At 67.2% G+C, this 20,968-nt stretch carries 18 protein-coding genes; 6 read left to right on the top strand and 12 right to left on the bottom strand.

Features of this window, described 5'->3' with window-relative positions; all coding sequences use genetic code 11:
* Positions 1–369 precede the first annotated feature (369 nt).
* A complete protein-coding gene (locus ACA097_RS25930) occupies positions 370–837 on the bottom strand; it encodes a YbaK/EbsC family protein (protein ID WP_371366973.1) in 468 nt (155 codons plus the stop codon).
* Positions 838–1,099: 262 nt separating this feature from the next.
* Here ACA097_RS25930 and ACA097_RS25935 point away from each other — a divergent pair, with 262 nt between their 5' ends.
* The 6 genes from ACA097_RS25935 to pcaD all read left to right on the top strand — a co-directional run bounded on the left by ACA097_RS25935 (position 1,100) and on the right by pcaD (position 6,047).
* The gene (locus ACA097_RS25935) at positions 1,100–1,525 is read left to right on the top strand and encodes a YciI family protein (RefSeq protein ID WP_371366975.1); all 426 of its coding nucleotides are present in this window, start codon (positions 1,100–1,102) and stop codon (positions 1,523–1,525) included.
* 17 nt (positions 1,526–1,542) lie between these two features.
* Positions 1,543–1,956, top strand: coding sequence for a VOC family protein (locus tag ACA097_RS25940; protein WP_371366977.1), 414 nt, complete (start codon positions 1,543–1,545; stop codon positions 1,954–1,956).
* A 316-nt stretch (positions 1,957–2,272) separates the two neighbouring features.
* The gene (locus ACA097_RS25945) at positions 2,273–3,121 is read left to right on the top strand and encodes a CoA transferase subunit A (protein ID WP_043252822.1); all 849 of its coding nucleotides are present in this window, start codon (positions 2,273–2,275) and stop codon (positions 3,119–3,121) included.
* Entirely contained in the window at positions 3,121–3,903 is a 783-nt protein-coding gene (locus tag ACA097_RS25950) for a CoA-transferase subunit beta (RefSeq protein ID WP_043252820.1), read from the top strand. The genes ACA097_RS25945 and ACA097_RS25950 overlap by 1 nt, the downstream gene beginning before the upstream one ends.
* Entirely contained in the window at positions 3,900–5,105 is a 1,206-nt protein-coding gene (pcaF, locus tag ACA097_RS25955; RefSeq protein WP_371366980.1) for a 3-oxoadipyl-CoA thiolase, read from the top strand. Before ACA097_RS25950 ends, pcaF begins: the two co-directional genes overlap by 4 nt.
* A 153-nt stretch (positions 5,106–5,258) precedes the next feature.
* Positions 5,259–6,047 (top strand): 3-oxoadipate enol-lactonase, encoded by a 789-nt coding sequence (gene pcaD, locus ACA097_RS25960; RefSeq protein WP_371366982.1) that lies wholly within the window; start codon positions 5,259–5,261, stop codon positions 6,045–6,047.
* 135 nt (positions 6,048–6,182) lie between these two features.
* Here the strand turns inward: pcaD and ACA097_RS25965 are convergent, their stop codons facing one another.
* The 11 genes from ACA097_RS25965 to ACA097_RS26015 form a co-directional block, all read right to left on the bottom strand.
* Positions 6,183–8,138: an acetoacetate--CoA ligase gene (locus ACA097_RS25965; RefSeq protein WP_371366984.1), complete on the bottom strand. Its 1,956-nt coding sequence runs from the start codon at positions 8,136–8,138 to the stop codon at positions 6,183–6,185.
* A gap of 71 nt (positions 8,139–8,209) precedes the next feature.
* A complete protein-coding gene (locus ACA097_RS25970) occupies positions 8,210–8,980 on the bottom strand; it encodes a 3-hydroxybutyrate dehydrogenase (protein WP_371366986.1) in 771 nt (256 codons plus the stop codon).
* Between the two features lie 54 nt (positions 8,981–9,034).
* Positions 9,035–10,426: a GntP family permease gene (locus tag ACA097_RS25975; RefSeq protein ID WP_371366988.1), complete on the bottom strand. Its 1,392-nt coding sequence runs from the start codon at positions 10,424–10,426 to the stop codon at positions 9,035–9,037.
* A gap of 72 nt (positions 10,427–10,498) precedes the next feature.
* A complete protein-coding gene (locus ACA097_RS25980) occupies positions 10,499–11,764 on the bottom strand; it encodes an OprD family porin (protein WP_371366991.1) in 1,266 nt (421 codons plus the stop codon).
* 292 nt (positions 11,765–12,056) lie between these two features.
* Complete coding sequence (locus tag ACA097_RS25985) at positions 12,057–13,481, bottom strand: sigma-54-dependent Fis family transcriptional regulator (protein ID WP_160287327.1); 1,425 nt, start codon at positions 13,479–13,481, stop codon at positions 12,057–12,059.
* 197 nt (positions 13,482–13,678) lie between these two features.
* Entirely contained in the window at positions 13,679–14,581 is a 903-nt protein-coding gene (locus ACA097_RS25990; protein WP_371366994.1) for a hydroxymethylglutaryl-CoA lyase, read from the bottom strand.
* A gap of 140 nt (positions 14,582–14,721) precedes the next feature.
* Positions 14,722–16,677 carry an acetyl-CoA carboxylase biotin carboxylase subunit gene (locus ACA097_RS25995; protein ID WP_371366996.1) on the bottom strand — a complete coding sequence of 652 codons (1,956 nt, stop codon included), beginning with the start codon at positions 16,675–16,677 and terminating at the stop codon, positions 14,722–14,724.
* Between the two features lie 27 nt (positions 16,678–16,704).
* Positions 16,705–17,496, bottom strand: a complete 792-nt coding sequence (locus ACA097_RS26000; RefSeq protein WP_371366998.1) for a gamma-carboxygeranoyl-CoA hydratase — start codon at positions 17,494–17,496, stop codon at positions 16,705–16,707.
* Between the two features lie 10 nt (positions 17,497–17,506).
* Entirely contained in the window at positions 17,507–19,114 is a 1,608-nt protein-coding gene (locus ACA097_RS26005; RefSeq protein ID WP_043252793.1) for a carboxyl transferase domain-containing protein, read from the bottom strand.
* 118 nt (positions 19,115–19,232) lie between these two features.
* Positions 19,233–20,396 (bottom strand): isovaleryl-CoA dehydrogenase, encoded by a 1,164-nt coding sequence (locus ACA097_RS26010; protein ID WP_371367000.1) that lies wholly within the window; start codon positions 20,394–20,396, stop codon positions 19,233–19,235.
* A 41-nt stretch (positions 20,397–20,437) separates the two neighbouring features.
* Entirely contained in the window at positions 20,438–20,836 is a 399-nt protein-coding gene (locus ACA097_RS26015) for a MerR family DNA-binding transcriptional regulator (protein ID WP_043252788.1), read from the bottom strand.
* Between the last annotated feature and the right edge of the window lie 132 nt (positions 20,837–20,968).

Raw genomic sequence — 20,968 nt, forward strand, 5'->3', positions numbered from 1 at the left:
CGGGGCGCCGGAAGGGGCGGGATAGACTGGCGGCGATGAGGTCAAGGTTTCCGGTGCTGCGCCAAGGCGCGGTACCTGTGGCTGCTCCGCTTCATCGATCCTTTGGTACGTATTCGGCCGCTCCTCACCGGGCGGCCGTTTTTTATTTGGAACTTCGGTACAGCAAATGGCCTGTCGTTAATCAAGAGAATTGGCTGCCTTTTAAATAAGGCGGGATGCTCGAAAGTTACTTTTGCCTAATGCCGCAACAAATAAGCGGCATAGGCAAAGTATTGTCTGAACAAAGTTCGATAAAGGCGCATCGCCGTAGAGAGTGCGACAGGGCATCGTTGCCGGTCGCTGTCGGCGATGCCGCAGTGACCGGCCGCCTCAGGCCGGGTCCTGGCAGACGTCCACCCAGTCCGCGTCGACCAGGCTGGCCATGCGCTCCGGGGCAATGCGCACGGCACTGTGCAGGGCTCCGGCTGCCGGCAGCACCTCGTCGAAGGCGCGCAGCGAGACGTCGCAGTAGACCGGCAGCGGCGTGGCCAGGCCGAAGGGGCAGACGCCGCCCACCGGGTGGCCTGTCAGCGCCGCGACATCCTCCGCGCCGAGCATCTTGGCCTTGCCGCCCAGGGCTTCCTTGAGCTTGCGGTTATCCAGCCGCGCGTCGCCGCGGGCCACCACCAGCACGGTGCGTTCGCCGACGCGCAGCGACAGCGTCTTGGCGATGCGCCCCGGTTCCACGCCGTGGGCCTCGGCGGCCAGGGCCACGGTGGCGGTGCTGGTGTCCAGTTCGATGATGGCGATGTCGGGTGCCTTCTCGGCGAAGAAGGCGCGGACCGATTCCAGGCTCATGCCAGGGCTCCTTGCGGTGTTCGAAGCTGGCCAATCTAGGCAGTGGGGGCGACGCCTGTCCAGCGGTCTCCCCCAGTCGGCCGGCACCTTGCCAATGCTTCCCACCCGTCTATCGTTTTGCAGCCACTCGCTGCTGCGGTCGCTCCTGTCTGGCGACGAACGGTATCGCGGGATGTCGATTTCGCTGCGCGCGCATCGACCAATTGGCAGAGCAGGGCGAATGCCCGCTCGTCCCTCGCACAACGATAAAAGGAGAACCGATATGCGCTTCATGGCGATAGTCCGTGCCACCGCCGACTCCGAAGCCGGCGTCATGCCCAAGGAAGAGCTGCTGGCAGCCATGGGCAAGTTCAACGAGGAGCTGGTCGCGGCCGGTGTGATGCTCGGCGGCGACGGCCTGCATCCCAGTTCGAAGGGGGCGCGGGTGCGTTTCGACGGCGCCACGCGAACGGTCATCGACGGCCCCTTCACTGAAACCCACGAGCTGATCGCCGGCTTCTGGATGCTGCAGTGCGACTCGCTGCAGGAGTGCATCGACTGGATCAAGCGCAGCCCAAATCCCTTCGATATCCCCTCCGAGATCGAGATCCGCCAGGTCTTCGAGGCCGAGGATTTCGGTGCCGAATTCACCCCAGAACTGCGCGAACAGGAAGAACGCCTGCGCGCCCAACTGGCCGGCAAGGCCTGAGCGGAACGAGACCCCTCATGAAGATCAACACCTACCTGATTTTCGACGGCAACTGCGAAGAAGCCTTCAAGCGCTACGCCGAGGTGCTGCGCGGCAACATTCCCATGCTGATGCACTTCGGCGATGCGCCGGACCAGGGCCAGATGCCGCCCGGTTCGAGCAATCTCGTGATGCACGTGCGCCTGGAAGTGGGCGACCAGGTGCTGATGGGCTCGGACAACTGCCCGCCGATGCCCTATGAAGGCACCAAGGGTGTGTCCGTCTCGCTGAACGTCGACAGCAAGGCCGAAGCCAAGCGCATCTTCGACGCCCTGAGCGAAGGCGGCCAGGTCGGCATGCCGCTGCAACAGACCTTCTGGGCAGCGGCCTTCGGCATGTTCACCGACCGCTTCGGGGTGCCGTGGATGGTGAACTGCGAGCAGGACCATTAAGGAGCCCTGGTCTTCGCAGGAACAACTGTCTTTGGGCTCCCGCGTTCGCGGGAGTGACGGGATTCAGGTTCGTTTTACCCTACGTCATCCCCGCGAACGCGGGGACCCAGAAAACACGTAGGAGCGAGCTTGCTCGCGAACCGCTTCGCGGCGAGTTTGGTTCGCGAGCAAGCTCGCTCCTACAGGTTTGGAACCGTAGAAGTGTTCGATAACCGCACCGATAGTCGATAATCGCATTGTTTGACCGCCAGCCACGGCGCTACTGTCTCTCCATCGGCATCCCCGGATGCCCTGAACGACAAGACGAGACCGAGCAATGGCTGAACTCCTGACCCTCCGCGAAGCGGTCGAGCGTTTCGTGAACGACGGCGATACCGTCGCCCTCGAAGGCTTCACCCACCTGATCCCCACCGCCGCCTCCCACGAAATCATCCGCCAGGGCAAGAAAGACCTGCACCTGGTGCGCATGACCCCCGACCTGGTCTACGACCTGCTGATCGGTGCCGGCTGCGCGCGCAAGCTGACCTTCTCCTGGGGCGGCAACCCCGGCGTGGGTTCGCTGCACCGCCTGCGCGACGCGGTGGAGAAGGGCTGGCCGAACGCCCTGGAGATCGACGAGCACAGCCACGCGGACCTCGCCAACTCCTACGTCGCCGGCGCCTCGGGCCTGCCGTTCGCGGTGCTGCGCGCCTACGCCGGCTCCGACCTGCCGAAGGTCAACCCGAACATCAAGTTCATCAACTGCCCGTTCACCGGCGAGCAACTGGCTGCCGTGCCTTCGGTGCGCCCGGACGTCACCGTGATCCACGCGCAGAAGGCCGACCGCAAGGGCAACGTCCTGCTGTGGGGCATCCTCGGCGTGCAGAAGGAGGCCGCCCTGGCTGCCAAGCGCTGCATCGTCACCGTCGAAGAGATTGTCGATGACCTGAACGCGCCGATGAACTCCTGTGTGCTGCCGACCTGGGCGCTGAGCGCGGTCTGCCACGTCCCCGGCGGTTCGCACCCGTCCTACGCCCACGGCTACTACGAGCGCGACAACCGCTTCTACCAGGCCTGGGACCCGATTGCCCGCGACCGTGAGACCTTCACCGCCTGGATCGACGAGTACATCCGCGGGACCAAGGATTTCAGCGAGTTCCAAGCCAAGATCGCGGAGGGCAAGTAATGAGCGCCTATAGCACCAATGAAATGATGACCGTGGCCGCCGCCCGCCGCCTGAAGAACGGCGCGGTCTGCTTCGTCGGCATCGGCCTGCCGTCCAAGGCCGCGAACCTGGCGCGCCTGACTTCGTCCCCGGACGTGGTCCTGATCTACGAATCTGGCCCCATCGGCGCCAAGCCCACGGTGCTGCCGCTGTCCATCGGTGACGGCGAGCTGGCCGAAACCGCCGACACCGTAGTGCCCACCGGCGAGATCTTCCGCTACTGGCTGCAGGGCGGCCGTATCGACGTCGGCTTCCTGGGCGCGGCCCAGGTCGACCGCTTCGGCAACATCAACACCACCGTCATCGGCGACTACAACAAGCCGAAAGTGCGCCTGCCCGGCGCCGGCGGCGCCCCGGAGATCGCCGGTTCCGCCAAGGAAGTGCTGATCATCCTCAAGCAGTCGCACCGCACCTTCGTCGACAAGCTGGCCTTCATCACCTCGGTCGGCCACGGCGAAGGCGGCGACCACCGCAAGCAGCTCGGCCTGCCGGGCAAGGGTCCGGTGGCGATCATCACCGACCTCTGCATCATGGAGCCGGAAGCCGGCAGCAACGAATTCATCGTCACTTCGCTGCACCCGGGCGTCACCCGCGAGCAAGTGATCGAGAACACCGGCTGGGCGATCCGCTTCGCCGAGCAGGTCAAGGAAACCGCCGCGCCCACCGAGGTCGAGCTGGAAGCCCTGCGCGCCCTGGAAGCCCGCACCGCGGCCGCCCACGGCCAGCAAGGGGGTGAGGAATGAGCCGCGAAGTCTACATCTGCGACGCCGTGCGCACGCCGATCGGCCGCTTCGGCGGTTCGCTCGCGGCGGTGCGCGCCGACGACCTGGCCGCCGTGCCGGTCAAGGCCCTGGTCGAGCGCAACCCGCAGGTCGACTGGAGCCAGCTGGACGAGGTCTACCTCGGCTGCGCCAACCAGGCCGGCGAAGACAACCGCAACGTCGCGCGCATGGCGCTGCTGCTGGCCGGCCTGCCGGAAAGCGTGCCCGGCGTGACCCTCAACCGCCTGTGCGCCTCGGGCATGGACGCCGTGGGCACCGCCTTCCGTGCCATCGCCAGCGGCGAGGCCGAGCTGGTCATCGCCGGCGGCGTCGAGTCGATGTCCCGCGCGCCTTATGTCATGGGCAAGGCGGAAAGCGCCTTCGGCCGTGGCCAGAAGATCGAGGACACCACCATCGGCTGGCGCTTCATCAACCCGCTGATGAAGGCCCAGTACGGCGTGGACGCCATGCCGGAAACCGCCGACAACGTCGCCGACGACTACAAGGTCAGCCGCGCCGACCAGGACGCCTTCGCCCTGCGTAGCCAGCAGCTGGCCGGGCGCGCCCAGGCCGCCGGCTACTTCGCCGAGGAAATCGTCCCGGTGGTGATCAAGGGCAAGAAGGGTGAAACCGTGGTGGATGCCGACGAGCATCTGCGCCCGGACACCACCCTCGAAGCCCTGGCCAAACTCAAACCGGTCAACGGCCCGGACAAGACCGTCACCGCCGGCAACGCCTCGGGTGTAAACGACGGCTCGGTGGCGCTGATCCTGGCCTCCGCCGAAGCGGTGAAAAAGCACGGCCTGAAAGCTCGCGCGAAAGTGCTGGGCATGGCCAGCGCCGGCGTCGCGCCGCGCGTCATGGGCATCGGTCCGGTGCCGGCGGTACGCAAGCTGCTGGAGCGCCTGAACCTGTCGGTCGCCGACTTCGATGTCATCGAACTGAACGAAGCTTTTGCCGCCCAGGGCCTGGCCGTGACCCGCGAACTGGGTATCGCCGACGACGACGCCCGGGTGAACCCGAACGGCGGCGCCATCGCCCTCGGCCACCCGCTGGGCGCCAGCGGCGCACGCCTGGTCCTGACCGCCGTGCACCAGCTGGAGAAGAGCGGCGGCCAGCGCGGCCTGTGCACCATGTGCGTGGGTGTGGGGCAGGGCGTGGCCCTGGCTGTCGAGCGCGTTTGAGCCAAGTTGCCGGGCTCCCGCGTTCGCGGGAGTGACGGTGGAAGCTGGGGTATTTCTCCCGTCTTCCCCGCGAACGCGGGGACCTAGTAAATGAGCGACAATCCCGGCGCCCGCCCTCGAGCGGGCGTCGTTCATGATCTACGGGAGTTCCCGATGCCTACCGTCAAACTCGCCGATGGCGAACTGAACTACCTCCTCGAAGGCCCGGCCGGCGCGCCGGTGCTGGTGCTGTCCAACTCGCTGGGCACCGACCTGCACATGTGGGACGCGCAGGTTCAGGCCTTCACCCAGCACTTCCAGGTGCTGCGCTACGACACCCGCGGCCACGGTGCCTCGCTGGTGACCGAAGGCCCCTACAGCATCGAGCAGAATGGTCGCGACGTGCTGGCCTTGCTGGACGCGCTGGATATCGCCAAGGCGAGCTTCTGCGGCCTGTCCATGGGCGGCCTGATCGGCCAGTGGCTGGCGATCAACGCGCCCGAGCGCATCGAGCGTCTGGTGCTGTGCAACACCGCCGCCAAGATCGGCACCCCCGAGGTCTGGAACCCACGCATCGACAGCGTGCTCGCCGGCGGTCTGCAGGCCATGCGCGACCTGCGCGACGCCTCCATCTCGCGTTGGTTCACCCCCGATTTCGCCGCTGCCGAGCCGGGCAAGGTCGAACCCATCGTGGCCATGCTCGCGCAGACTTCGCCGCAAGGTTACGCAGCCAACTGCGCCGCCGTGCGCGACGCCGACTTCCGCGAGCAGTTGGGCGCAATTCGCGCGCCGACCCTGGTGGTCTGCGGCAGCGGCGACCCGGTGACCACCACCGAGCACGGCCGCTTCATGCAGGAACGCATTGCCGGCGCCGAGTTGGTGGAGTTCCACGCGGCGCACCTGTCGAACGTGCAGGCCGGCGATGCGTTCAGCCAGAAAGTGCTGGGCTTCCTGCGAGGCTGAGACATCGGCTAGACGGCGTACAACCGCGAACGGTTGTACGCCCCACGGCTACAGGCTTTTCGTAGGAGCGAGCTTGCTCGCGAACCGCTTCGGCACACAGCCCGTTCGCGAGCAAGCTCGCTCCTACAGGTAGGGTCACGTCCGCAGCGCTTCCAAGTCCCGGTACAGCTCCAGCGCTTCTGGGTTGGCCAGCGCATCGGTGTTCTTCACCGGGCGGCCGTGGATGATGTTGCGCACCGCCAGTTCGACGATCTTGCCGCTGATGGTGCGCGGGATGTCGGCCACCGCGAGGATCTTCGCCGGGACGTGGCGCGGCGTGGTGTTGCTGCGGATGGTCTGGCGGATGCGTTCACACAGGGTCTCGTTCAGCGCGATGCCTTCGCGCAGGCGCACGAACAGCACCACGCGCACGTCGCCCTGCCAGTCCTGGCCGATGGCGATGGATTCCAGCACTTCCTCGATCTTCTCCACCTGGCGGTAGATTTCCGCCGTGCCGATGCGCACGCCGCCGGGGTTGAGCACCGCGTCCGAGCGGCCGTGGATGATCAGCCCGCCGTGTTCGGTTTCCTCGGCGTAGTCGCCGTGGGCCCAGACGCCGGGGAAGGTGGCGAAGTAGGCGTCGTGGAATTTCTCGCCGCTGGCGTCATTCCAGAAGCCCACCGGCATCGACGGGAAGTGCTTCACGCAGACCAGCTCGCCTTTCTCGCCATGCACCGGCTGGCCGGCGTCGTTCCAGACCTCCACCGCCATGCCCAGGCCCTTGCATTGCAGTTCGCCGCGCCACACCGGGGCGGCCGGGTTGCCGAGGGCGAAGCAGGAGACGATGTCGGTGCCGCCGGAGATCGACGACAGGCAGACCTCGGGTTTGAAGTCGCGGTAGACGTAGTCGAAGCTCTCGTGGGCCAGCGGCGAGCCGGTCGAGAGGATGGTCTTAAGGCGCTCCAGGTCGTGGGTATGGCGCGGGCGGACGTTGGCCTTCTCCAGCGCTGCGATGTACTTGGCGCTGGTGCCGAAGACTCTGATGTTCTCGGCGTCGATCAGGTCGATCAAACGCTCCGGGCCTGGGTGGAAGGGCGAGCCGTCGTAGAGCACCAGGGTGGCGCCGACCAGCAGGCCGGAGACCAGCCAGTTCCACATCATCCAGCCGCAGGTGGTGTAGTAGAACAGCGTGTCGTCCGCGCCGAGGTCGGTGTGCAGCGCGTGTTCCTTGTAGTGCTGCAGCAACAGCCCGCCGGCGCCGTGGACGATGCACTTGGGCACGCCGGTGGTGCCGGAGGAGTAGAGGATGTACAGCGGATGGGCGAAGGGCAGCGGGGTGAATTCCGGCTCGCCGCCGCTGCGGTAGAAGTCCTGCCACAGGCTGACCTTTGCCGGCGTGCGGTAGTCCTCGGCGCGCGCTGAGGGGCGGGCGTAGGGGACGATCACCAGTTGCTGCAGGCTCGGCAGGCGTTCGAGGATCTCGTTGAGCTTGGCGGTGAGGTCCAGCGTCTTGCCGGCGTAGCGGTAACCCGCGCAGGCGATCAGCACCTTGGGTTCGATCTGGCCGAAGCGGTCGATCACGCCCTGGGTGCCGAAGTCCGGCGAGCAGCTCGACCAGGTGGCGCCCAGGCTGGTGGCGGCGAGCATGCCGACCACCGTTTGCCAGGTGTTGGGCATGAAGGCGGCGACGCGGTCGCCAACGCCCACGCCCGCATCGCGCAGGCTGCGCTGCAGGCCGGCGACCTGCGCGGCCAGCTCGGCGTGGCTGAGCACTTCGCGAGACTCGTCCTCGCCGACCGCAATCAGTGCCGGCTGGTGGTCGCGGCGGCGCAGCAGGTGCTCGGCGAAGTTCAGGGTGGCGCCGGGGAACCAGCGTGCATCGGGCATCGCCGCGCCTTCTTCGAGCACGGCGCTGGCCGGGCTGTGCAGGCGCAGGCCGAGGTCTTCGGCGATCAGTGACCAGAAGGCCTCGCGCTCGGCGATGCTCCAGGCGTGCAGGGCGGCGTAGTCGGGCAGGTCCAGGCCGAAGCGCTGGTTGACCTGGCGGCGGAAGGCGTCCATCCGGGTGGCGGCGACGCGTTCGGCGGAGGGCGTCCACAGCGGCTGGTTCATCGAGGTCTCTCCAACATCCGATTCGGGCGATGCCAATAAGCATGGCACGCCCGAAGGCGAGACGGCACGGCTCAGCGCGCGAGCCAGCCGCCGTCCATGTTCCAGGCCGCGCCGCGCACCTGGTCGGCCGCCTCGCTGCAGAGGAACACCGCGAGAGCGCCGAGTTGCTCGGGGGTGACGAAGTCCAGCGACGGCTGCTTCTCCGCCAGCAGCGCTTCGCTGGCTTCGGCTGGGCTGGCGCCTGCGCTGATGCGCATATCGATCTGCTGTTGCACCAGCGGCGTCAGTACCCAGCCGGGGCAGATGGCGTTGCAGGTGACGCCGGTGGTGGCGGTTTCCAGGGCGACCACCTTGGTCAGTCCGACCAGGCCATGCTTGGCGGCCACGTAGGCGCTCTTCTGTGCCGAGCCGACCAGGCCGTGGGCCGAGGCGATGTTGATGATCCGCCCCCAGTTGCGCTCGCGCATGCCCGGCAACAGCAGGCGTGTGGTGTGGAAGGCCGAGGACAGGTTGATGGCGAGGATCGAGTCCCAGCGTTCCACCGGGAATTCCTCGATGGGCGCCACATGCTGGATGCCGGCGTTGTTCACCAGAATGTCGACGCGGCCGAAGCGTGCCTGGGCGAATTCCACCATCTCGGCGATCTGCTCGGGGTTCGACATGTCCGCCGGATGGTGCTCCACCCGCACGCCGCAGTCGGCCACCGCCTGCAGCGCCGGCGCGGGGTTGCCGAAGCCGTTGAGCAGAATGTCCGCACCGGCGCGGGCCAGGCTCAGGGCGATGCCCAGGCCGATGCCGCTGGTGGAACCGGTGACCAGTGCGGTCTTGCCTTTGAGGGTCATGGAATTTCTCCTGCCTTGCGGGGCGGCCGGCGCTGGGCCGCCCGGTGAATGGGATCAGACGATCCCAGTGGTATAGAACACTGCGATGACGAGGAACACCGCCAGGGTCTTGATCAGGGTGATGGCGAAGATGTCCTTGTAGGCTTCGCGGTGGGTCAGGCCGGTGACCGCCAGCAGGGTGATCACGGCGCCGTTGTGCGGCAGCGTGTCCATGCCGCCGCTGGCCATCGAGGCGACGCGGTGCAGCACTTCCAGCGGGATGTTGGCGGCGTGGGCGGCGGCGATGAACTGCTCGGACATGGCCGCCAGCGCGATACTCATGCCGCCCGACGCGGAACCGGTGATGCCGGCCAGGGCGGTCACGGTGATGGCCTCGTTGACCAGCGGGTTGGGAATGCTCTTGAGCGCATCAGCCAGCACCAGGAAGCCCGGCAGCGAGGCGATGACAGCGCCGAAGCCGTATTCCGAGGCGGTGTTCATGGCCGCCAGCAACGCGCCGGACACGGCGGTCTTGCTGCCTTCGGCGAGGCGGCTGCGCACGGCGCCGAAGCTGGTGAAGAGCACCAGGAGGATGCCCAGCAGCAGCGCTGCCTGGACCGCCCAGATGCCGGTCAGCTTGCTGACGTCGCTGACCACGGGCGCAGCCATGCCGGCGAGTTGCAGGCTGTGGCTCTTGCCGTAGAGCTGCGGAATCCAGTGGGTGAAGGCCAGGTTGGCCACGCCCACCAGCACCAGCGGCGCGAGGGCCAGCAGGGGATTGGGCAGGGCGATGTTGGCGGCGGTTTCCGGCTCGTTGCGCAGCTCGCTGCCGTAGCCTTCGCCACGCGCCTGCGCGCGGTTCAGCTGGCGGCGCAGGAAGAGCATGCCGGCGGCGAAGACGAACAGGCTGCCGATCAGGCCCAGCCAGGGCGCTGCCCAGCCGTTGGTGTTGAAGAAGGTGGTGGGGATGATGTTCTGGATCTGCGGCGTGCCGGGCAGCGCGTCCATGGTGAAGGTGAAGGCGCCCAGGGCGATGGTCGCCGGGATCAGCCGCTTGGGGATGTTGCTCTGGCGGAACATCTCGGCGGCAAACGGGTACACCGCGAACACCACCACGAACAGCGAGACGCCGCCGTAGGTCAGCAGGGCGCAGACCAGCACGATGACCAGCATGGCCTGGCTGGTGCCGAGCAGGCGGATGGCCGCCGCGACGATCGAGCGCGAGAAGCCCGACAGCTCGATCAGCTTGCCGAACACGGCGCCGAGCAGGAACACCGGGAAGTACAGCTTCACGAAGCCGACCATCTTCTCCATGAACACGCCGGTGAAGGTCGGCGCCACGGCGGACGGATCGGTGAGCAGCACGGCGAGCAGCGCCGCGATGGGGGCGAAGAGGATGACGCTGTAGCCGCGGTAGGCGGCGAGCATCAGCAGGGCAAGGGCAGCGAGGGCGATGACCACGCTCATGGGGCGGTTCTCCTGGGTCGCGCGGCGTGCGAGCCGCGCGTGGTTATTGTTGTACGGGTTGCGGCGCGCGGCTTACCAGAGCGGCAGCACGTAGCTGAGGATCAGACGGTTCTCGTCCAGGTCGTTGCCGAAGTGGCTCGAACGCACGGTCGCATTGCGCCATTTCACGCCGAAGTTCTTCAGCGGACCGCTCTGCACCACGTAGCCGATGTCGGTATCGCGTTCCCATTCCTCGCCTTCGGGCTTGCCGGCGCCCAGTTCGATGTTGTCGCCGGACAGGTAGCGGGTCATGAAGGTCAGGCCCGGCACGCCGAGGGCGGCGAAGTCGTAGTCGTAGCGCGCCTGCCAGGATTTCTCGTCGCGGTTGGCGAAGTCGCCGATCTGCACGAAGTTGACCAGGAAGGCGTCGGTGCCGCCGATGTAGGCGTAGCCGGTGTCGCCGCTCATGGACTGGTAGCCGGCGCCGAAGGCATGCGCCCCGACTTTGTAGGTGAGCATGGCACCGAAGGCGCGGTTGTCGACGTTGCTGCGGCCGTCGTCTTCCGAGCGGGCGTAGCGCAGGTCGGTCTTCAGCGACTGGCCCTGGGCGATCGGCAGCACGTGGACGAGGTTGAGCACGTGCTGGTCGTAGAGGTCCTCGAGCTTCGCGTAGTGGTAGGCGGTGCTCAGCTGCGGCGTCCACTGGTAGGTCAGGCCGCCGAAGTCGAAGCGGTCGCTGGTGCCGCTGGCGACTATGCCGCGTGCGCTGCCGGTGGTGACGGTCATGTCCTCGCTGTCCGAGGAGTCGCGCTGGCTCACCTGGCGCAGCTGGCCGGCATCGATATTCAGCCCGGCCAGCTCGGTGGAGTTCAGGTAGGCGCCCTGGAAGGTCTGCGGCAGCAGGCGGCTGTCGTTGGCCAGGACGGTAGGCAGCTTGGGCAGCAGGGTGCCGATCTTGAGCACGCTCTTCGAGGCGCGCAGCTTGGCGGTCAGGCCGAGTTCGCTGTAGTCGTCGGCGGCGCCATTGACCTTCTCGCGGTCGCGCGGCAGCAGGCCGGAGCCGGCGCGGTCGGGGCTGGAGTCGAGCTTCACGCCGAGCAGGCCCAAGGCATCGACGCCCACACCGATGGTGCCGTCGGTATAGCCGGACTCGTAGCGCAGCAGGAAGCCCTGCGCCCACTCTTCCTGTTTCGACTGGGGGGCGGCGTCCTGGCGGAAGTCACGGTTGAAGTAGAAATTACGCAGTTCGAGGCTGGCCTTGCTGTCGGCGATGAACTCGGCGTGGGCTTGCAGCGGAACGCCCAGGCTGGCGCCAAGGGCGGCGAGGGCGGTGGCACGGGCGAGCGGGGAAGGGCTCATGTCGCGGGGACTCCTGGCGTTGCGCATCGCGAACCGGGGTGGGCCGATGACCCCGTGGGTAGCGTTCGGACGCGGACGTCGTTGGTTGTTGTTATGTCGGCGTGCGGCGGATGGCCGCAGGTGGCGACATAGCGAGAACCGTGCCAGTGTCTTAAGTATTTGTTTTTAAAGGATATTTATAGTCTATTGGTGCTTGAGGAAACTATTTTGTCTCTAAACGGAGACAGAACTTGAGTTCGCCCCAGGATTCAGAGGAATCGTCCAAGTCTCAAAACGCAGACAAGTCTCTAAATCAGGACGAAAGCCCAAGGGCGGCGAGCTTCTTGTAGAGCGTGGAACGGCCCAGGCCCAGACGCTTGGCTGCTGCATCGACGTTGCCGGCGTACTCCTCCAGCACGCCGGCGATCAGCTCGCGCTCGAAGGCGTCGCGGGCGGCGTAGAAATCCTGGTCCGGCGCCAGCAGCGGGCTTGTCGCGTTGGACTGTTGCGGCACGGGTTGCAGTGGGCCGAGGGCTGCGCGCAGGGATTCGGCGTCGAGCTGATTGCCGTCATTGAGCAGCACCGTGCGTTCCAACAGGTTGCGCAGCTCGCGCACGTTGCCCGGCCAGGCGTGGCGGGCGAGCAGGGCGAGGGCGGCGCTGTCCAGTTCGTAGAGCGCGTGGTGGTCCTCGCGCAGGTCGTCGAGGATCGCCTCGCACAGTGCCGGCAGGTCTTCCAGGCGCTCACGCAGCGGCGGGATCTCGATGGGCAGCACGTTGATGCGGTAGTAGAGGTCGGCGCGGAAACGGCCTTCGCGCATCGCCTTGTCGAGGTCGATGGAGGTCGCTGCGACCAGGCGAATATCACTGCGCAGCACTTCGTTGGAGCCCACCGGCTCGAATTCCTTCTCCTGCAGCACGCGCAGCAGCTTGCTCTGCAGCGGCAGGGGCATGTCGCCGATCTCGTCGAGGAATAGGGTGCCGCCCTGGGCGATCTGCAGCTTGCCCGGACGGCCCTTGCGGTCGGCGCCGGTGAAGGCGCCCGGCGCGGTGCCGAAGAACTCGGCTTCCAGCAGGGTTTCCGGGATGGCCGCGGCGTTGATGCTGACGAAGGGCTTGTTGGCCCGCGCCGAGGCGCTATGGATGGCGTGGGCGAGCAGTTCCTTGCCGGTGCCGGTCTCGCCCAGCAGCAGCACCGGCGCGTCGCTGGCCGCGCCACGCCGGGCGCGGCGCTTGATCTCCAGGCTCGCCGGGCTGTTGCCGATGAAGTGCGCGAGGCTGTACTTGGCCTGGCGCGCCTGCAGCAGCGAGCGGGTCGAGGCCAGTTCGGCCTGCATGCGCTGGTAGCGCGTGAGCAGCGGCGACAGCGAGCGCAGCTCGTCGAACAGGGCGAAGCCGATACCGCCGATGACCTGGCCGGCGTCGTCGCGGATCGGCATGCGCATGACCACCAGCGGGTCCTTGGGCATGTCGAGGATGTCGAGCAGCATCGGCCGGCCGCTGCTGACCACTTCGCGCATCAGGCTGCCGGGGATCACCTGTTCCACCGGGCGGCCGATGGCCTGTTCGGCATTCTCCAGGCCGAAGCGCTGGGCGTAGCGTTGGTTGATCCAGACGATGCGCGCCTCGCGGTCGACGATCAGCGTCCCCTCGCTGAACTGCTCGAAGATCTCGAACAGCGAACGGATCGCCAGCTGGCGCACGCTCTGGTAGTCCGTGAGGGAGTAGGTGTCGGTCATGCTGGGCCCGGCCGCGAAAGTAAACACGAGGGCGCACTCTACCGGGATGTGGTGGGCGGGTCAGCAGGGAGGGTCGGCGAGCGGAGCGGTTATTCGTAGGAGCGGATCTTATCCGCGAAAATCTCAACCTCCATGCCCCTGTAGGAGCGGGCCATGCCCGCGATTCGCGGACAAGGTCCGCTCCTACAAGGTTGGGATCAGGCTTTTGCCAGGCGCGCGCGGGCCACGCGCGAGCCGTTGGGCTTGTCGAGCACCGTGCAGATGCGTTGGCCGGCGTCGATCAGCTTGTCCAGGTCAATGCCGGTGTGGATGCCCAGGCCGTTGAGCAGGTAGAGCACGTCTTCGGTGGCGACGTTGCCGGTGGCGCCCTTGGCGTAGGGGCAGCCGCCGAGGCCGGCGACCGAGCTGTCGAACACCGCGATGCCTTCGAGCAGGCTGGCGTAGATGTTCGCCAGGGCCTGGCCGTAGGTGTCGTGGAAGTGCCCGGCAAGGCGCTCGCGCGGCACGCGCGCACCGACCACTTCGAACATCTTGCGCGACGCGCCGGCGGTGCCGACGCCGATGGTGTCGCCCAGCGAGACTTCATAGCAGCCCATCGCATCCAGTTCGGCGGCGACGGCAGCGACCTGCTGCAGGTCCACCTCGCCCTGGTAGGGGCAGCCCAGCACGCAGGAGACGTAGCCGCGCACGCGGATGTCGTGCTCGCGCGCGGCGTCCATCACCGTCACGAAGCGCTCCAGGCTCTCCTTGATCGAGCAGTTGATGTTCTTCTGCGAGAAGGCTTCGGAAGCAGCGGCGAACACCGCGACTTCCTTCACGCCGGCTTCCAGCGCGGCTTCGAAGCCCTTCAGGTTGGGCGCCAGGGCGGCGTAGGTGATGCCCGGTTTCTGCTGGATGCCGGCGAAGACTTCGGCCGAGCCGGCCATCTGCGGCACCCATTTGGGCGAGACGAAGCTGCCGACTTCGACGTAGGCGAGGCCGGCGGCGGTCAGGTCGTCCACCAGGCGTACCTTGTCGGCGACGCTGATGGGCTGCTTCTCGTTCTGCAGGCCGTCGCGCGGGCCGACTTCGACCAGGCGGACGGATGTTGGCAGAGTCATGAATAGTCCTCTTCAGGTTCAGGCGAAGGGCAATTTCCCCTGTAGGAGCGAGCTTGCTCGCGAACCCGCTTCACACCGGACGCTCATGGTGCGACGCGTTCGCGAGCAAGCTCGCTCCTACGAAGAACGGGGCGCCGGAGTTATGCCGACGCTTCTTCCAGCTCCACCAGCGACGTGCCTTCGGAAACCAGCTCGCCTTCGCGGCAATACAGCGATTTCACCACGCCGGCGTGCGGCGCGCGAATGCTGTGTTCCATCTTCATGGCTTCCAGCACCACCAGGGCGGCGCCGGCTTCCACCGCCTGGCCGGGCTCGACCAGGATGCGCACGATGCTGCCGTTCATGGGCGCGCCCAGGCCACCATGATGCGCGTGGGCGGCTTCGGCTTCGGCGATGGCGTCGAAGCGGCGCACTTGCACCAGCTCGCCGTTCCATTCCAGGTACAGGCTGTCGCCCTGGCGCAGGGCCAGGTGACGACGACGGACCCCGCCAATCGCCACGTCCAGCCATTCGCCGTTCAGGGGCGCGCCACGCACGCCGTCGGCGTGACGCAGGCGCACCACCTGGGATTCGCCTTTCGCCAGCAGGTGCAGGTCGGTTTCGCCCGGCAGGCCGCTGCGCCAGCCGTCGCGGGAGCTCCATGGCGAGTGGGCGTCGTCGCCGCGCACGCGCTCGGCTTCGCTCTGTGCCCAGGCTTCGCCGGCCAGTTGCCAGAAGGTTTCCGGCAGCGCGCTGGCGGCCGGCAGCAGTTGCTCCTGGTGACGGGCGATGAAGCCGGTGTCCAGTTCGGCGGCGGCGAAGGCCGGATGGGCCAGCACGCGGCGGAGGAACGCCAGGTTGGTCTTGAAGCCGCCGACGGCGGTTTCGCAGAGCATCGACAGCAGCCGCTGGCGGGCTTCTTCACGGTTCTCGCCCCAGGCGATCAGCTTGGCCAGCATGGGATCGTAGAACGGCGAGATCTCGTCGCCCTCGCGGATGCCGCTGTCGACGCGGCGGCCAGGGCCGGCCGGCGGTTCGCGGTACAGCGCGAGGTGGCCGCTGGCGGGCAGGAAGCCGCCTTCCGGGTCCTCGGCGTACAGCCGTACTTCGATGGCGTGGCCGTTCAGTGGCACCTGTTCCTGGGTGATCGGCAGCGGCTCGCCACGGGCGACGCGGATTTGCCAGGCCACGAGGTCCAGGCCGGTGATGGCTTCAGTGACCGGGTGCTCCACCTGCAGGCGGGTGTTCATCTCCATGAAGAAGAACTGGTTGCTGCCTTCGTCGTAGAGGAATTCCACGGTGCCGGCGCCGACGTAGCCGATGGCCTGGGCGGCGCGCACAGCCGCTTCGCCCATGCCGCGACGCAGCTCGACGGAAAGGCCGGGGGCGGGCGCTTCCTCGACCACTTTCTGGTGGCGGCGCTGGATCGAGCAGTCGCGCTCGTTGAGGTACAGGCAGTTGCCGTGCTTGTCGGCGAACACCTGGATTTCCACGTGGCGCGGCTTGGTCAGGTACTTCTCGACCAACATGCGCGAGTCGCCGAAGCCGGACTGGGCTTCACGCTGGGCGGACTCCAGGGCTTCGGCCAGTTCGCTTTCGCGCTCGACCATCTTCATGCCCTTGCCGCCACCGCCGGCGGCGGCCTTGAGCAGCACCGGGTAGCCGATGCGCGCGGCCTCGCGCTGGAAGGTCGCGTAGTCCTGGGCCTCGCCGTGGTAGCCGGGCACCAGCGGCACGCCGGCGTCCTCCATCAGCGCCTTGGCCGCGGACTTGCTGCCCATGGCGTCGATGGCGCTGGCCGGCGGGCCGAGGAATACCAGGCCGGCCTCTTCGCAGGCGCGGGCGAAGCCGGCGTTCTCGGAGAGGAAGCCGTAGCCGGGGTGGATGGCCTGGGCGCCGGCGGCTTTCGCCGCAGCGAGCACGGCATCGGCGCGCAGATAGGACTCGGCCGGCTTGGCGCCGCCCAGGTCGATGGCGATGTCTGCCTCTTCGACGTGGCGGGCGTTGCGGTCGGTGGCGCTGTGCACGGCCACGGTGGTCAGGCCCAGGGCCTTGGCGGTGCGCATCACCCGGCAGGCGATCTCGCCGCGGTTGGCCACCAGTAGGGTCGTAATCATTGTTCTAGCTCCTGATGTGGTGGCGGCTCAGTTCTGCCAGGCCGGCTTGCGCTTCTCGAGGAAGGCGTGCAGGCCTTCCTGCCCCTCGGGGCTGATGCGGATGCGGGCGATGGCGGCTTCGGTGTAGCGGCGCAGGTTGGGGCTCAGCTCGCCGGCGCCGATCTCCTGGAACAGCGCCTTGCAGGCCACCAGCGCGGCCGGACTGTTGTTCAGCAGGTTGGCGATCCAGGCCTCGACCTTCTCGTCGAGTTCCTCTGCGGCGTAGCACTCGTCCAGCAGGCCCAGTTCACGGGCGCGCTGGCCGCCGAAGCGCTCGGCGGTGAGCGCGTAGCGGGTGGCCGCGCGCTGGCCGATGGCCTTGGTGACGAAGGGGCCGATGGTCGCCGGGATCAGGCCGATGCGCACTTCCGACAGGCAGAACTGCGCCTGCTCGCTGCCCAGGGCCATGTCGCAGCAGGCCACCAGGCCCACGCCGCCGCCGAAGGCCGCGCCTTGCACCACGGCGAGGGTCGGCTTCTTCAGCAGGTGCAGGTTGTTCAGCAGTTCGGCCAGTTGCTGGGCGTCGGCCAGGTTGCCCTGGTAGTCCAGCTTGACCGCTTCCTGCATCCACGCCAGGTCCGCGCCGCCGCAGAAGTGCTTGCCACGGCCACGCAGGACCAGCAGGCGCACCTTGGCGTCGTCGGCGACCAGGTCCAGCGCCTGGATCAGTTCGGCGATGGTCTGGGCGTTGAAGGCGTTGTTCTTGTCCGGGCGGTTCAGCCAGAGGCTGGCCACGCCGCGTGCATCGATCTCGAGCTGGATGTTCTGGAATTCGCTCATGGCAGCGGCCTTACATGCGGAAGACGCCGAACCGGGTCGGCTCGATGGGCGCGTTGAGGGAGGCGGAGAGGGCCAGGGCGAGGACCTCGCGGGTCTGCGCCGGGTCGATCACGCCGTCGTCCCACAGGCGCGCGCTGGAATAGTAGGGATGCCCCTGGCGCTCGTACTGGGCAAGGATCGGTGCCTTGATCTTGGCTTCCTCCTCGGCGGAGAGCGCGTTGCCGGCGCGTTCGGCCTGCTCGCGCTTGACCTGGGCCAAGACGCCTGCGGCCTGTTCGCCGCCCATCACGCCGATGCGTGCGTTGGGCCACATCCACAGGAAGCGCGGGTCGTAGGCGCGGCCGCACATGCCGTAGTTACCGGCGCCGAAGCTGCCGCCGATGATCACGGTGAACTTCGGCACCTGGGCGCAGGCGACCGCCGTGACCAGCTTGGCGCCGTGCTTGGCGATGCCGCCGGCCTCGTATTTCTGGCCGACCATGAAGCCGGTGATGTTCTGCAGGAACACCAGCGGGATGCCGCGCTGGCAGGCCAGTTCGATGAAGTGCGCGCCTTTCTGCGCGGCTTCGGCGAAGAGGATGCCGTTGTTGGCGAGGATGGCGACGGGGTAGCCGTGCAGGTGGGCGAAGCCGCACACCAGGGTGGTCCCGAACAGCGCCTTGAACTCGTCGAATTCGCTGCCGTCGACCAGGCGGGCGATGATCTCGCGCACGTCGAAGGGCTGCTTGCTGTCCACCGGAATCACGCCGTACAGCTCTTCGGCCGGGTACAGCGGCGCGCGCGGGGCGAGGGTGTTGAGCTTGCCCTGCTTGGTCCAGTTGAGGTTGGCGATGCAGCGGCGGGCGATGGCCAGCGCGTGCTCGTCGTCCTCGGCGTAGTGGTCGGCCACGCCGGAGGTCTTGCAGTGCACGTCGGCGCCGCCCAGGTCCTCGGCGCTGACCACCTCACCGGTGGCGGCCTTCACCAGCGGCGGGCCGGCCAGGAAGATGGTGGCCTGGTTGCGCACCATGATGGTCTCGTCGCTCATCGCCGGCACGTAGGCGCCGCCGGCGGTGCAGGAGCCCATCACCACGGCGATCTGCGGGATGCCCTGGGCGCTCATGTTGGCCTGGTTGAAGAATATCCGGCCGAAGTGCTCGCGGTCGGGGAAGACCTCGTCCTGGCGCGGCAGGTTGGCGCCGCCGGAGTCCACCAGGTAGATGCACGGCAGGCGGTTCTGCTGGGCGATGGTCTGCGCGCGGATGTGTTTCTTCACGGTCAGCGGGTAGTAACTGCCGCCCTTAACCGTGGCGTCGTTGCCGACAATCATGCATTCCACGCCTTCGACGCGGCCGATGCCGGCGACCACGCCGGCGGCGGCTACGTCTTCGCCGTACACGTCATGGGCGGCAAGGGCGGAGACTTCGAGGAAGGGCGAGCCCGCATCGAGCAGGCGGTTAATGCGCTCGCGCACCAGCAGCTTGCCGCGCGCGGTGTGCTTGGCCTGGGCGGCGGCGCCGCCGCCTTCATGGATGCGGCCGAGCAGGGCGCGCAGGTCCTGGACGTTCTCCAGCATGGTCGCGGCGTTGGCGGCGTATTCCGGGGAACGGGTGTTGAGTTGGGTGCCGAGGATGGTCATGGCGTCTCCACGAGCGGGAAGGGTGCATTTCGTAGGAGCGGAGCTTCTCCGCGATGCTCTTGTCCCGGCGTTGCCGGGATTTCGCGGACAAGGTCCGCTCCTACGGGAGCAGTTGGGTTCAGCGGGTTTCGTTGAACAGCTCGCGGCCGATCAGCATGCGGCGGATCTCGCTGGTGCCGGCGCCGATCTCGTAGAGCTTGGCGTCGCGCAGCAGGCGGCCGGCCGGGTACTCGTTGGTGTAGCCGTTGCCGCCGAGCAGCTGGATGGTGTCCAGGGCCATCTTGGTGGCCATTTCGGCGGTGTAGAGGATCACCGCGGCGGCGTCCTTGCGCGATTCCTCGCCGCGGTCGCAGGCCTTGGCCACGTTGTACAGGTAGGACTTGGAGGCATTCATGCCGGCGTACATGTCGGCCAGCTTGCCCTGCACCAGCTGGAATTCGCCGATCGACTGCTTGAACTGCTGGCGCTCGTGCACGTAGGGCAGCACCACGTCCATGCAGGCGGTCATGATCCCGGTCGGGCCGCCGGAGAGCACGGTGCGTTCGTAGTCCAGGCCGCTCATCAGCACGGCCACGCCACGGCCTTCGGCGCCGAGGATGTTCTCCTCCGGCACTTCGACGTCTTCGAACACCAGTTCGCAGGTGTTGGAGCCGCGCATGCCGAGCTTGTCCAGCTTCTGGTGGCGGGAGAAGCCCTTGAAGTCGCGCTCGACGATGAACGCGGTCATCCCGCGCGAGCCGGCGTTGACGTCGGTCTTGGCGTAGATCACGTAGGTGTTGGCGTCCGGGCCGTTGGTGATCCACATCTTGTTGCCGTTGAGCACGTAGCGGTCGCCTTTCTTGTCGGCGCGCAGCTTCATCGACACCACGTCGGAACCGGCGTTTGGCTCGCTCATGGCCAGCGCGCCGACGTGCTCGCCGGAGCACAGCTTGGGCAGGTACTTGGCCTTCTGCTCGTGGGTGCCGTTCTTGCGGATCTGGTTCAGGCACAGGTTGGAGTGGGCGCCGTAGGACAGGCCGACCGAGGCGGACGCGCGGCTGATCTCTTCCATCGCCACCACGTGGGCCAGGTAGCCCATGTTGGTGCCGCCGTACTCCTCTTCCACGGTCATGCCCAGCAGACCCATGTCGCCGAACTTGCGCCACATGTCCATGGGGAACTCGTTGTCGCGGTCGATCTGCGCCGCACGCGGGGCCAGCTCGGCCTGGGCGAACTGATGGACCGAGTCACGCAGCATGTCGATGGTTTCGCCGAGGCCGAAGTTGAGGGTCGGATAGCTCATGGTCTGCACCTTTCTTGTACTTGGAATGTGGGGGAGGGCGCTCACACGGAGGCGCGTTGCTTTTTCTCGGTCTCGTCGAGGGCGGCCAGGCAGCGTTCCTCGGCGGTGTCCAGTTCCAGTTTCATCTGCTCGATGTCGAGCATCTGCTGCTCAAGCTGGGCGCGCCGGGCGGCGATCTTGCCCATGAAGGTCTCCAGCTGCTTGCGGTTGCCGCTGCTGGGGTCGTACAGGTCGATCAGCTCCTTGCACTCGGCCAGCGAGAAGCCGATGCGCTTGCCGCGCAGGATCAGCTTCAGCGCCACCAGGTCCTTGGGGCTGTAGATGCGCTCCTGGCCCCGGCGCTCCGGGCTGAGCATGCCTTGCTCCTCGTAGAAGCGGATGGCGCGGGTGGTGACGTCCAGTTCGCGGGCCAGGTCGGAAATGCTGTAGGTGGTCGGCATCGGGCTCTTGCTCGTTCGTTTACCTTTACGTTAACGTAAACCTGCGTTCGGTCACTGTCAACAGACTGCGAAAGGTGGTGACGAGCGAAGCGCGGGCGGCTCTGGCGCGGGAATTGCCTCACAGGAGGCTTC

The organism is Pseudomonas sp. QL9 (assembly GCF_041409665.1).
In the GTDB taxonomy this organism is placed as follows: Bacteria; Pseudomonadota; Gammaproteobacteria; order Pseudomonadales; family Pseudomonadaceae; genus Pseudomonas; species Pseudomonas knackmussii.